The sequence below is a fragment of the Oceanobacillus senegalensis genome (genome assembly GCF_900176885.1).
Classification (GTDB): Bacteria; Bacillota; Bacilli; order Bacillales; family Amphibacillaceae; genus Oceanobacillus; species Oceanobacillus senegalensis.
In genome coordinates this window covers 4155626-4169258 of the sequence record NZ_LT839648.1, presented here as the reverse complement: position 1 = coordinate 4169258, position 13633 = coordinate 4155626, and the positions used below count along the sequence as shown (strand labels likewise).

Here is a 13633-nt window from a genome sequence, read left to right as displayed (position 1 = left end):
AAATATAGGTTTGCAGTCTGATCCAAATTATTAACACCACAACTTATGCTGAAACCTCTCCCTCTATCAGCTTTCCATTAGAATCTGTGATTTGAATCGCATTTTCGTCTACCCCATTTGTAAATTCAAGGCTTTTAATATTTTCTGCCCCTCTAATTTCCTTGACACTTCCCCCGAATTTATCACGAATGATCACTTTTTCTACGATTGTTCCGTTAAAATCAATGATAGCTTCACCTGACTTCGGGTTAAGGCTTACTGTTGCACGCTCGAACCCTTCCCCATCGAATACTCCGTAATTTCCTCTGAAATCAACACCATTTTTAATATCCGTTTTACCGTTCAATGTCACGGATACGCTTGGCTCGTTGATGACAAGTTTTCCGCGCTTTAAGTTGTTGTATTGGTATACGTTTTCCGGAATAATTTCTTCCTGTTCACCAGCGAATGTTGCGGCCACACTTACTGTACGTGATAATCCCCAGTCTCTACTTTTTACTACAATATCGTACTGATTCGTATCTTCATTATACGTAACTACGGTTTCGACGGTGTTACGAGTCATTCGATCTTCCAGTTCTTCATCGATTGCCAAGTCCGCTACTTCTTGCACTGCTGCTAATTTCGCTTCATCTGTATCTTCCTCGATTCCTAAATCATGGAAAGAAGCATTTTCTACTGCTTGTACTGCTGCTGTTACGTTTTCCACGGTATGAGGGTAGGTATCTATTTTTCTCTTTTGATACTCCAACGCATTGAGACCCTCCAGATCAAACATGTACATTGTAGCGCCAGCTTCTACTGCTTCATCATACAATCCTTTGACATCGTTATATTCTGCTTTTGCTGCTTCTAGAGCCTCGTCCGTCAAAATATATTCGCCAAAAGGATCATCATAGGATAGATTTCTCAATGCTTCGTTCACTTTTTCCGCTTGTTGTTCCAATGCTATTGTTTCCTCGATGACTTGTTGGGCATCATCCAGGATTTGCTCCCATGCACTGGTATCATATGCTGGATCTATCGCACGTACGGCTTCTACTGCTGACCTTGCTTCATCTAGCTTGGTTTGTCTTTCTTCATCTGCTGACCAGAAATAAGAGGCCCTGTCAAAATAGTGGATAGCTTCTTGTGCTTTTAAAACGGCATCATCTAATACGTCGGCATCACCAGTATCTTTCAAATCTACTTGCACCATCACTGGATCATGATCACTTGCACGGCCTGCCATGTCTGTGAAATCGGCATTAATATGAAGAATATCTATTTCTGTTGCATCCACTAGATTGTTAGAAACTAAAATATGATCGAGTACTTGTGAATTTCCTTGATAGAGATACGTATACCGATCCTTTTCTTCCACATGGTTTATCATATTGGTCATATGGTCACCTTCATGGATTTTCAGTGCATCAGAGAATTGGAAATCATTAAAGTCACCGACAGACACAATGTTTGCATCGGGATTATCTGCTTTGATTTCTTCTACAAAACCATATACCGTATCCGCTATGGCCTTCCGTTGTTCTTCACTACCATATACTGGTGGTTGGGTGGAACCGAATAATGGAGTATCTCCAGATTTAGACTTCCAATGGTTTACAATGACAACCACTTCTTCCCCTTGGAATTCAAATTGAGCTGCTAGTGGTTTACGGCTATCCTCAAATGCTTCATTGGTCGGATCAATTCGCCCTGGGTTGTGGGTTAATTGCCCATCTTCATAGCCTACCGCCGTTGTTGCATCTCCAGCCGGGAGTCCATCTGTTAAAGATACTCGTTCTGGGTTGTATAAGAATCCGACGCGGATATTCGCATTTGGTGCGCCACCATCTTGGTTGACTTCCGGATCAATATTGGCATATTCATATCTTGGGCCACCTGCATCAACAATCGCTTGGATTAAACGCTCATAACTTTCATCAGCAGCAGAATCCCCTGCATCTTGTCCATTATTGTCCTGTACTTCCGTGACACCAATAACATCTGGACTCTTCATATCCTTTACAAAGGCTCTGGCTAATTTAGCTGCTTTATCATCGCTTGTTTCCGACTTGTTATTAGAAAAATTCTCCAAATTATAGGAAGCAATCGTTAATTTATTTTCATGCCATTCCAGTGTGGTTTGCTCTGGCTCCGCATCACCAACAACATGTGCATCCTTCAATTCTTCATAATCAGCATAAATTTTATAATTTTGGAAGCCATAATTCACGACACCAACCATCGGACCTTCAAATGTATCCCCTGTTGCTACTTCGAAATCCCTCGCTTCCTCATTATCATACAATTTAAATGAAATGCGATCAGGATTTGGGTCATCCGCTGTAAGAAGTACCCCACCATGGAGTGTATCTGTTTCCCTTTCCTCAAGAACGGTGAAGAGATCACCATGTTCCTGTGGTGCAATGGCTTTTACATTTCCAACCTCTACCCGCATTCCTTCTAAGCTTTCCCAGAAATCAATCGCATCTTCTTCAGGGTCAAATACTGTAAAACCATCATTGTCAATGACTTCCCTTGGGAGATTTTCACTCGTAATTTCAACAGGCTCTGGAAGGCGTACATCTTTCTCCACAACCGTTACCATTCCACCACGGTCATCCCTTGCATTGATTTGTGTAACAGGCAAATCGGTTTCTTGTTTCGTGTCATAATAGCCGTCAATATGGTATTCATCCACTTCACCAGTAACACTCACCAAATCCCCCACATTCACCGATACTTCCTGATTTCCCGTAAAAACAACCATACCTTCTGATGTTTTGGGGTTATTATCTTTTAATTCATCTGGGGTTTGGAAATGGAAATAGTAGTTTCCACCTAATTCATATTTATAAGTCACAACGCCTTGGATATCCTCTACCGTCTTATTATCAAATGGCGAATCATGTGTTTCTCCTTGTAAATCATGGATTTCTAGGCCTTCTTCTACATCATAAACGATATAGTCAAATTCGTTGACAGCACTATCCTCCAAACCATCTTTTGCCACATAGGCCTTAACGGTCATATCTCTATCGACAACAATTGGTTCTTCATAAAGTTGTCCTGCTTCCCTTGGATCTTCTCCATTGGTTGTATAGTAAATCTGCGCATCACTTGTGGATGTCGTAAGTTCTACCTCTGTCCCAACTGGAATCGTTCCACTCGCGTGAGAGGCGGTTACAGCTTGTACAGGATCCCCCTCTTCTGGAGGATTCTCTGGATCTACCTCACCAGCTGAACCATCCATAACATGTGTACCAAGATGATCAAACGTATCTTTTGCATGGGATGTCCATTCATTTGTTTCAAACGCATCATCCAGAGTGGTATCCCCTGTCGTAACGGATGGGTTTCGTACTAGTGTTGTATCTTTTCCAAACGTATCACGTTTTCCAACCTCACCAATGGAATCAATCACTTTCCCTGCTTTTTTAAGTACGATCGCATCATCCCCGTTAAAATTAATAACACGGCTAGATGCTTGATTCCCCTTCGTTTGGATGGATTCATCCGCCTGACCATGATACAAAATATAGGTATCACCACTTGCAAGATTCCCTTCTAATTGGACGGATTGACTAGCTTCCGTGGCCCCATTCGAATATAGTTCCAATGTATACTCGCTTAAGTCTATATCATGAGCCGTCACATTATAAAGCTCCAATGCCTTATTAAAACCACTGCCCTCTATGTATTCCGAAATCATTAAATCCGTCGCTACCGCCTCTGCACTAGCTGCGACGGGAAGAACTGGAACAAGCGCATGAGCAGCCATGGACGTTGCTAGAAAAGAGCTTACTGTTTTCTTTTTATTTCCTTTCCCCATTACATCCACTCCCATTGATAAGAATTTTTTGAATCCTAAACCGTTTTCCCACCATTATACTTACATTTCACCACTACCCATTAAAACATAGGAGTATTAATTCCATATCTATTTATTGTAAATAATTGGTAAAGGAGGTCTAATACAAGGAAGAAGGCTTATAAAGTGAACCTTCCATTCTTTATTTGCTCCCTTCATATTTTTCTTTTATTAGCGAATACTATGTTTAATCACCGCGGAAAAAACTTACAAATTCTTAATTAGGAGCTTGGGGTATATGAGGAAATGGCTAAAAAAGAAGAAAGAACCAATGGAAGTAGAGAATATACCTTCCGATTTGGCTACTCCTTTACACAAAGATATCAAACAAACGCTTGATCATGTGAAAGCGTTGCTTGGGGATAGCTCGGATCTTGTTGTAAGGGAATTTAAAATCGGTTCGACCCAACCAGTAAAGGCTGCTTTACTGTATGTGGACGGTATGGCTAGTAAAATGTTTGTTCAAAATTTTATTACGGAAACATTGATGATTGATTTACGCCTAGTTGATTTACCAGATGAAGATAGTGCGGGAAGCTCTGAAAAGGAATCATCGAATCCTCAGGATGGGTTACAGAAAAAGAAGAAATCATTGATCAAGCCTAAAACGAAGCCTCAAGAGAAAGATCTGTTTAAGGTCATGAAAGAGCAAACATTAGCGAATAGTGAAGTGGAGGAATGTAAGGATTACAAGGGATTGTTTAGTTTTATCCTTGCTGGAGATTCGGTTATTTTATTGGATGGATATGAAACGGCTTTTGCCATTGGTTCCAAGGGATATGAATCGAGAGCTGTAGAAGAATCTTCCTCTACAACGGTTATTCGCGGACCTAGAGAGGGATTTACCGAAACATTAAGAATCAATACTTCCCTTATTCGTAGGAGAATTAAAGATCCGAATTTATGGATTGAGAACAAAGTAATTGGTAAAAAAACACACACAGATGTTTCGATTTGCTATATAAACGGCATTGTGAATGAAAAAATCGTGAAAGAAGTAAAAAAGCGGATAAATGCTATCGATACAGATGCCATCCTTGAAAGTGGCTATATTGAAGAATATATTCAGGATAGCCCTTACTCTCCATTTCCAACGGTCTACAATACAGAAAGGCCAGATACGATTTGTGCAGGGTTACTAGAGGGAAAAGTAGCGATTATTGTAGATGGGACTCCGTTTGTATTACTGGTTCCCACCTTAATCATTGACTTTTTTCAATCGAGTGAGGATTACTATCAAAGAGTAGATATTGGTACCATGTTACGACTTTTGCGCTATTTAGGATTTTTCTTAGCACTGTTAACACCGTCTATGTATATCGCTTTAACTACGTTTCATCAAGAAATGATTCCTACCCAACTATTAATTAGTCTAGCGGCACAACGGGAAGGGGTCCCATTTCCTGCATTCGTTGAGGCCTTAATCATGGAGTTTGTGTTTGATATTTTACGTGAAGCTGGTACACGAATGCCCAGAGCAATTGGTTCTGCTATTTCCATTGTTGGAGCATTAGTTGTGGGACAAGCAGCGGTACAAGCAGGTTTTGTATCGGCCGCGATGGTTATCGTAGTATCCTTAACAGCGATTAGTAGTTTCCTTATACCCAGTCCAGATTTGTCCAGTTCCATTCGAATATTGCGATATCCTTTTATGACATTAGCAGCATCGTTTGGATTACTTGGCATCATTATTGGAGTGATTTTCATGGTGTTACATTTAGCGAGTTTGCGCTCTTTTGGCATTCCATACTTATCTCCGATGGGACCCATGATTATCCAAGATCAAAAAGATGCCTTAATCCGTATGCCATTATGGAGAATTAGCACAAGACCACGATTAATGAACCAAAAGAACATAGTTCGGGAAAACACGGATAAACCTTCGCCAAATAGAAAGTGATGGTGAGTGACCTTGAAGCGAATGATGATGATTAGCCTCATCCTATTTATGACAAGCCTTCTGTCTGGTTGTTGGGATTCGGAGGAATTAGCTGATCTATCCATTGTCACAGCACTAGGAATTGATAAAGAAGAAGATAAATATAAAGTAACCGTTCAAATATTAAATCCAAGTGAACTTGCTGGGGATACATTAACAACAAGGTCTCCTGTTAATTCGTATACAGAAACTGGAGATACATTAATGGAGGCGCTTCGAAGATTAACGACTACGGTTCCTCGAAGAATGTATTTTAGTCATTTACGCATCATTATATTAGGGGAGGAATTTGCAAGGGACGGGATTGCAGGGATATTAGATTTACTTTCGAGAGATCATGAGATGCGAACCGATTTCCTTTTTGCAGTAGTGAAGGATGACAGTGCGAAAAACGTCCTGGAAATTTTGACCCCACTTGAAAAAATACCAGCCAATAAACTATGGGGAATGATTCAAACATCCGAGGAAGTTTGGTCAGGGGTTGCTTCTGTAGAAATTGATGAGTTAATTTCTGCTGTTACATCCAAAGGGAAAGAGGCTAGTATTACAGGACTTCAAATTATAGGTGATCCAGAAGCTGGTTCGAAACTCCCTAACGTAGAAAATATCGTACCGTTCACCATGATTGGGGCCTATCATGAAGGTGCTTTTCAAGATGATAAATTCGTGGGTTGGCTAAATGAAAATCAAACAAGAATGCTAAACAATATCGCTAATAAGGTTAAAAGTACCGTCATTACGATTCCTTGTGGAGAAAAGGGGAACTTGAGTCTAGAAGTATTGAATTCCAACACAGAGAAAAAAGCGAAAGTAAAAGGAAATACCCCAACCATCGACGTGACCATAACGAAACAAACCAATATAGCTGATGTATCCTGTGTCTTAGACCTCACCGACTCCACGGAAATCACCAGGTTGCAAAAAAAGGTGGAAAAGGATCTTGGCAAACTAATGGAAGAAAGTGTCAAGGGAATACAGGAAATGGGGACCGATATCTTTGGCTTTGGCGAAGAATTTAAAAAAAATCATTTTACCTACTGGAAAACAGTTGAAAACAATTGGGATGACGTTTTTTCCAATCAATTGGAAGTGAACATAAAATTGGATGTACAAATTAAAGGAACGGGGACAACCAACCAATCCTTTTTTAACGATATACAAAATCCGATGAATCAAAAGGAGGAGTAAGATGGTTAAAGCAATATTTGCCGTTATATTAGCTGGTTTGATTTTTAAATGGGATAGGTCCCAGGTAAAAAAAGATACAACCTCCATGAAAGATACCATGATTCACCTTGTTTTTTCGGTTATTGCTTTATCGCTTACGCTTCTTTACCTCTTTGACGTTTCGCTTCCTAATCCAACGGAGGCAGTGAAATGGATATATGAACCATTCGCTCATCCGTTAAGGAATCTATTAGAAAGCTATTTGTGAACAGGTAACGTAACGAAAGAAAAAGGAGGGTAAATGTGCTAGAAAAAGGGAAAATTAGTGCTAGACAATTTATGCTATTGGTTTTCATGTATTCCTTAGGGACAAGTATTATTGTGCACCCAGCCCTAACAGCTGGTTATGCGGGTACGGATGCCTGGATTACATCGATCATTGCCGCAGTCATTGGGATTGGTATTGTATTTTTATTGGTTCACGTTTCCGCCTTGGATACGAATAAGAATCTATTTGAATTAATGGAAGCCATATTAGGAAAATGGATGGGAAAAATCGTTATTCTCTTGTTTTTACTATTTATGTTATTTCTTACTGCAACCAATTTACGACAGATTGGCGATTTTATGATTACACATATTATGTTAGGGACGCCGATTTCCTTTATTATGTTGATCTTTGTTTTAACTAGTTTATATGCGATAAAACTAGGCTTAGAAGTAATTGGAAGGAGTTGTGAGATTTTTGTTCCGTATGCTTTTATTTCGTTAATGTTGTTAATTATACTCGTATCTCCTGATGCCGATCTATCGAGAGTGAAACCCATTCTAGCAGAGAAACCGAGTGCAACGTTTGTTAGTGCCCTCCCAACATTAGGTATCCCTTATCTCGAACTGGTCGTATTTCTCGCTATTATTCCATATGTGAATGCCTTTAAAAAAGCGAAAAAGGGGTTTTATATCGGAACCATCGTTGCATCTTTCCTCTTATTTCTCATCACGTTTATGTGTTTGACGGTGTTAGGACCAGAGTTTACGGCTAGACAAGCCTACCCAACTTATATTTTAGGGAAGAAAATTAGTATTGCCAATTTCCTAGAACGAATTGAGATTCTGGTTGCGATTGCTTGGTTTTTCACGATTTTCTTTAAAATTACCGTAAATTTCTATGTTCTTTCGCTAGGATTCAGCCACTTTTTTAAATTGAAAAGCCCCTCCACGCTTTCAACGCCATTAAGTTTTATTCTCATTATACTTGGGTTCATATTGTATCCCAATATTGTTTACTATTACGAGCTAATCGCATATTATTGGGTGTTTTTTTCAGCTACCATAGGGTTATGTCTCCCATTGCTTCTGTTGATGGTAGGTAAGATAAGACAAAGAAAAACATAGTCCAATCCATCAACGTTCCCGTACGATTATCTTCGTACATATATCATTTAAATGGGACGATATAACATATCAGAAATAGTAGATATACCTGGAGAAATAGGTAGTCGTTAGGAAAGGAAATACGGAGATTACTAAAAAGCTTATCTGGTTCATGGATTTTTACTTGATACAAAAAAGATCCAAGCTTTGTGCGAATATGGATAATCACATGAACAAGGAATGAATATATTAGGTTAAATAGGACATATGAAATGTTAAGGTAAATGAAGAGACGAATGAATCTACTTGAGTTCGATAACACCGAAGCGTTTCATCTGAGGCATTTCAAAAACAAACCTTTTGATTTTTAAATAGAGAAACGAACAATTCACCCCCTTTTATCCTTTTTTAGTAGAAGACTGGAAAAATAACTATTTCAACTAAACGAAAAAGAGAGGGTTTGTACATTTCAATAATGAATGAGATATAGAGGTATTATAATATAGTAAGGACAAAGTTTAGCATGGCAATTAAGAATGTTCCAAACGTACATAAGAGGGCTAACAAGGCGATAACATCTCTAAATTTCACACGATTACCTCCCCTCTATTCAATTGTACCCAGTGTCACTATAGTTGGTGGAACTTTCTAAATTTTATGATTATATCTTGGTTGTCCTAAAATTCTATCATAGTTAAATATGTTTTTCAATATGATAATATACCTAATTTATAAACGTTTTAATCATGATTTCTACGAGAGTACATAATAGATAGAATGCGTAGTAACCTTGTGAGAATGTGTGCATATATACCGCTGCGGAAGGTCACCGCTTCGGAGTCTTCAGACACGCGCTATTCTCACAACGACAAGGAAGCTCCGTCAGCGTCACATCACACGCAAAAAAAGTGATTTTCTTTTTCAAGGAATCGACTGTCCTCCGCTCCAATCAACCATTTTAATATTAGGGAAAATTACTTTTTCATCACATCATCTTTTTGATAATTGAATGAGAAAGTTGAAACACAACACCAGCGGAGGAAATACACGAAGACTCCTGTGGGAGCAGAGGCCTAGGTGAGACCCCGGAGTGCGTAGCACGAGGAGGGCTCAGCAGCCGCCCACGGAAAGCGCAGTGTATTTCCGTAGCGGTATAAACTTACCTTAACAAGTTACTGCACATTAACCCTTCCAACTCTGTCATAAAAATCGACAACAGCCACTACCTTAGATAGGAAACCATTCCATAAATCCACAGAAAATTTTACATAACCTTTAAAGTGAATTGATATAGAATTAATACGAATCTAGTAAACTTAATTTGATGTAGTAAAGAATACTTAATAGAAGAAGGAGGTCTTTTTGTGAAATTCAAATTTCTAGGTATTATTGCCACTGCGATTATCGCTGTCTTAATCACAACAAATTCTTTCAGTACCCCTGTTCAAGGGAAAACAAATGAAAATGAGAAGCTGCAATTCAATTCGGATGGGAAGTATCGAATTGTTCAGTTTAATGACATTCAGGATGATGAGGATATCGATGCCCGGACGATAGAGTTAATGAATTCTGTGCTTGATGAGCAGAAGCCTGATTTAGCCATTTTAAATGGGGACATGCTTAATGCTAATCTGGAAACACCGGATGAGGTGAAGCAGGCCATACATACTATTGCCCAACCGATGGAATATAGAGGGGTACAATGGGCAGTAACCTTTGGCAACCATGATGAGGACCATACACCAAAGACCGGATTAGATGAAGAAGAAATGCTTGAGATCTATATGTCTTATGAACATAATGTTAATAAGCGCGGACCAAAAGATATTACCGGAACAGGAAATACAAACCTTGTTATCAAAAATTCCAAAAATACAAAGCCAGCATTTAATATTTGGCTATTTGACAGTGGTAGATATGCACCAAAGGAAATGGCAGGACAAGACTTTGAAGGTTACCATACCTGGGATTGGCTTCGCCACGATCAAGTTCAGTGGTATAATGAAACCTCTAAAAAGCTGGAGCAAACAACCGGACATAAGGTTCCTTCATTAGCGTTCATGCATATTCCACTCCCAGAATTTAAGTATATGTGGTATGGTAGCCCATCTGAAGAAACAGAAGAAAGCCACAAAAAAGCTGTAGAAAAGCATACTATCAAAGGGGAAAAGAATGAGTGTGTTTGTTCTGGTCCATTTAACAGCGGAATGTTTGCAGCTATGTTAGAGAGGGGCGACGTAAAAGGGGTATTTTCTGGCCATGATCATATCAATACCTATGTTGGTGACTATTATGGAATCAAATTAGGCTATGCAGGAAGCGTAGGGTTTGGAGCCTATGGCCTTGGCGGAGAAGAAAATGACAGATTACGTGGTGCCCGAGTGTTCAACTTAGATGAAAATGCGGAAGATGTATTGGTTGACACCAAAATGGTTTTTGCTAAAGATTATGGAATACAGTAGATAAGAATCGATTGCCATTATACGGTTGGTCGATTACCAAGGAAACCTTAAAGAATAGGTCACCCTCTCAGAAAGGATTGGGTGGCTTTTACATTTTCTACCCAAAGATTATTCCAATCGTTTTAACTAAAAAGAGAACCTTCTAGCTTTCTTTTCTATCTAAATTTACGTACTTACATGTGTTTTTCATTAAACATAGTAGTTTTCCTCCATAAAAAAAATGAATTGGTTTAGGAAGATGTACCTCTTCCCTACCCCAATTCCAAACAGTATAACTTGAACCATTTTTAATTACTTAACCATTTTCCATTCCTTCTTTTATCCGATCCGCCAACTATTTCCCCATCTTCCACAGCTAATGCTTCTACACTACCAAAATAAACAGATCGATAATCTTCTCTTACCTCAAAATCATCTGATTCAAATTTCTCTTCTAATTCATTATCTATTTCATCCTCAAAAAATATCACATCTTCATTTAACTCCATAAAAAACCTTGGTTTGTCAATAGCTTCTTGTAAAGGAACATCTTGATCAAAATAGTGCACTAAAATACTAGTCAATACGGAAGTTATTCGTCTACCTCCTGAACTGCCTATTCCAAGTATAGGTTCTCCATCTTCTGCAACAATCATTGGTGAAGTATAGCTAAATGGTCTTTTTCCACCCTCTAATTCATTAGGAGAAGATTCGCTAAGACTGAAATTGTCTAATTGATTATTCAAGAAAAACCCTTCTACCGTTTCTCCTGACCCAAAAAAGTTACTTAACGTATTCGTAGATGATACCATCATTCCATCTTTGTCTATTACTACAAAATGAGTTGTGTTTGCGTGATCTTCCATATCACCTTTTGAATCTAATTTTGTTTGTAAATCCTCGTCTTTATTTCTTACTAATTCTTTTATATGTTCTTCCTCTAACATTTTATCTGTTTCCACATCTACAAAGTTTGGATCTCCAACTTTTTCATATCTTTCCCGATAAGCAAGGCGATTGGTAATACTGATATTATTGTAAAAGTCATACGTCTCATCGTAATCGAGGTATTTCGCCATCGACAATTGTTGACCAATCATAATTCCTCCACTAGGGGGTGGTGGTAAATAGACCGTATACCCTTTATAATCAACACTTAAGGGCTCCTTTACTTCTACCTCATAGTCCTCTAAATCACTTAATTCGATACTAGGCACTTCATCATTTATTTCTTCTGCAATGTCACCTTCATAAAAGGCATCCGTACCTTCTTTTTGAATCAGTTGTAATGTTTCTGCCATTTCTGGCTGTTTTATGATTGTTCCTTCTTTTACTGCCTCCCCATTTGGAAATAGATATGGAAGCTCTTCATCATCCAACCGATAATCTGCGCCTTCTAATCTTTCATGTAACGTCTCGGATACTTCAAATCCATTCTCTGCTATGTTTATGGCATATTCCATTAAAGCATCCATAGGAAGGTCTCCATAATCATCGTGGACTTCCTCCATACCTTTCACAAAGCCCATGACACCAATTCCCTTACTAGAAATATTTCCATCCTTTGGTGCCGTCTCACGATAATCATAAACAATGGGTTCTTCATCAGGTTCCATGACCATTAACGTTCCACCACCACCAATACCCGATAAAGAAGGCTCTACAACATTTAATGTGTAAGCAACAGCAATCGATGCATCGACAGCATTTCCACTATTTTCTAAAACTTCCATTCCGATTTTCGTTGCAATTGGATTATCACTTGCAACACCAAAGTCTTCCTTTCCATTCTTCACAATCTCGTTCAATTTTGGTATGGGATTGTTTTCACTATCTTCTTTGTTCAATAAAGGAATGAGTAAAAAATGTATAAATAAAATAATCACTAAAATGATTATATTTGTTCTATAAAAATCAGATCTGTTTACTTTTTTCATTTGTAGCATCCATTCATTAAATACAATTTTGGGTTTAACTTCGTGTAAAGAAAAAACCACTATACTAATACGATTGGTTGAACTAATTTCTGTCTTTCTTTTAATTTTTTCCTTTTTCACTCTAATTATTTCAGTCAAAAGAAACTGGGACATAATGTACGTGTTTAAACCAAATCCGAACATTGCATCACACGAACGAACGAAATGCGCGGTTCGGATTTCATTTGGTTTGAAACACTTTTGTCCCAGTCTCTAACATGATTTTATTTTTAAAATTTTCTTCTAGTCATATTATAGCATTTCATATAACAATATACATACCAAAGTAATAATAGAAGCTATAATGGAATGTACGTCTGCTTTCTTTTGTTCACTTTTCGTATGTTTTAACATCCATTCTTTAAACGACAATTTTTGATTTACTTTTGATTCCAATTTTAACCTCTCCTATCTATTAAACAATTGAATTATATGTAAGTAAAACAGAATAGGTCAATGCGCTAAGAAGCACTGTACTACTAACCGTTGGAATGACACCCTGTCTTTGAATGGTATTGGCAATGATTCCCGGAACTACCATCCCTAATACCTGCAATTCTATCATTCCTAAAGTCGTAGGAATATTTACGAATTGGTCAAAAATTATTTTAAAGATAATCCCACAAAGTAACATGGCAGTAAACTTTCTTCTACCATATAAGACAGTAAAGCGGCCGATTACTTTCATGACAAATAAATACGTGATAAAAGCAATAAATAATGTGCCAACAATAATCATTGGTGAAGTAAATGTTAATGCTAAATAACTTGGCACAACGATCCCTGCTGGTAAAATACCAGTTCTTTCTACATATAACAAACTAAAAAAAGCACCTACTGCTAATGCTATATACGCATCTGTGACCATTATTTTCTCCCCCTG

General features: G+C 38.2%; 9 protein-coding genes. 5 read left to right on the top strand and 4 right to left on the bottom strand.

Annotated elements, in window-relative coordinates:
* Nucleotides 1-43 precede the first annotated feature (43 nt).
* Entirely contained in the window at nt 44-3814 is a 3771-nt protein-coding gene (locus CAO17_RS20110) for a chitobiase/beta-hexosaminidase C-terminal domain-containing protein (RefSeq protein ID WP_085994248.1), read from the bottom strand.
* A gap of 277 nt (nt 3815-4091) precedes the next feature.
* On the opposite strand from CAO17_RS20110, the gene CAO17_RS20105 reads away from it, so the two are divergent.
* The 5 genes from CAO17_RS20105 to CAO17_RS20085 all read left to right on the top strand — a co-directional run bounded on the left by CAO17_RS20105 (nt 4092) and on the right by CAO17_RS20085 (nt 10795).
* Nucleotides 4092-5753, top strand: a complete 1662-nt coding sequence (locus CAO17_RS20105) for a spore germination protein (RefSeq protein WP_085994247.1) — start codon at nt 4092-4094, stop codon at nt 5751-5753.
* A 21-nt stretch (nt 5754-5774) separates the two neighbouring features.
* Nucleotides 5775-6980 (top strand): Ger(x)C family spore germination protein, encoded by a 1206-nt coding sequence (locus CAO17_RS20100; RefSeq protein ID WP_218775590.1) that lies wholly within the window; start codon nt 5775-5777, stop codon nt 6978-6980.
* Between the two features lies 1 nt (nt 6981).
* Complete coding sequence (locus CAO17_RS20095) at nt 6982-7227, top strand: hypothetical protein (protein WP_085994245.1); 246 nt, start codon at nt 6982-6984, stop codon at nt 7225-7227.
* Between the two features lie 35 nt (nt 7228-7262).
* A complete protein-coding gene (locus tag CAO17_RS20090; protein ID WP_085994244.1) occupies nt 7263-8354 on the top strand; it encodes a GerAB/ArcD/ProY family transporter in 1092 nt (363 codons plus the stop codon).
* Nucleotides 8355-9697: 1343 nt separating this feature from the next.
* Nucleotides 9698-10795: a metallophosphoesterase family protein gene (locus CAO17_RS20085; RefSeq protein WP_085994243.1), complete on the top strand. Its 1098-nt coding sequence runs from the start codon at nt 9698-9700 to the stop codon at nt 10793-10795.
* A gap of 287 nt (nt 10796-11082) precedes the next feature.
* Here the strand turns inward: CAO17_RS20085 and CAO17_RS20080 are convergent, their stop codons facing one another.
* The 3 genes from CAO17_RS20080 to pgsC all read right to left on the bottom strand — a co-directional run bounded on the left by CAO17_RS20080 (nt 11083) and on the right by pgsC (nt 13618).
* Nucleotides 11083-12831: a gamma-glutamyltransferase family protein gene (locus CAO17_RS20080; protein WP_218775589.1), complete on the bottom strand. Its 1749-nt coding sequence runs from the start codon at nt 12829-12831 to the stop codon at nt 11083-11085.
* A 171-nt stretch (nt 12832-13002) separates the two neighbouring features.
* The gene (locus tag CAO17_RS21215; RefSeq protein WP_179152004.1) at nt 13003-13146 is read right to left on the bottom strand and encodes a hypothetical protein; all 144 of its coding nucleotides are present in this window, start codon (nt 13144-13146) and stop codon (nt 13003-13005) included.
* A gap of 19 nt (nt 13147-13165) precedes the next feature.
* Nucleotides 13166-13618 carry a poly-gamma-glutamate biosynthesis protein PgsC gene (pgsC, locus tag CAO17_RS20075; RefSeq protein ID WP_085994242.1) on the bottom strand — a complete coding sequence of 151 codons (453 nt, stop codon included), beginning with the start codon at nt 13616-13618 and terminating at the stop codon, nt 13166-13168.
* Nucleotides 13619-13633: the final 15 nt, after the last annotated feature.

Coding starts and splice junctions, on each gene's coding strand:
- CAO17_RS20110 (WP_085994248.1), bottom strand. CDS start 3,814: ATGGGGAAAGGAAATAAAAAGAAAACAGTAAGCTCTTTTCTAGCAACG.
- CAO17_RS20105 (WP_085994247.1), top strand. CDS start 4,092: ATGAGGAAATGGCTAAAAAAGAAGAAAGAACCAATGGAAGTAGAGAAT.
- CAO17_RS20100 (WP_218775590.1), top strand. CDS start 5,775: ATGATGATGATTAGCCTCATCCTATTTATGACAAGCCTTCTGTCTGGT.
- CAO17_RS20095 (WP_085994245.1), top strand. CDS start 6,982: ATGGTTAAAGCAATATTTGCCGTTATATTAGCTGGTTTGATTTTTAAA.
- pgsC (WP_085994242.1), bottom strand. CDS start 13,618: ATGGTCACAGATGCGTATATAGCATTAGCAGTAGGTGCTTTTTTTAGT.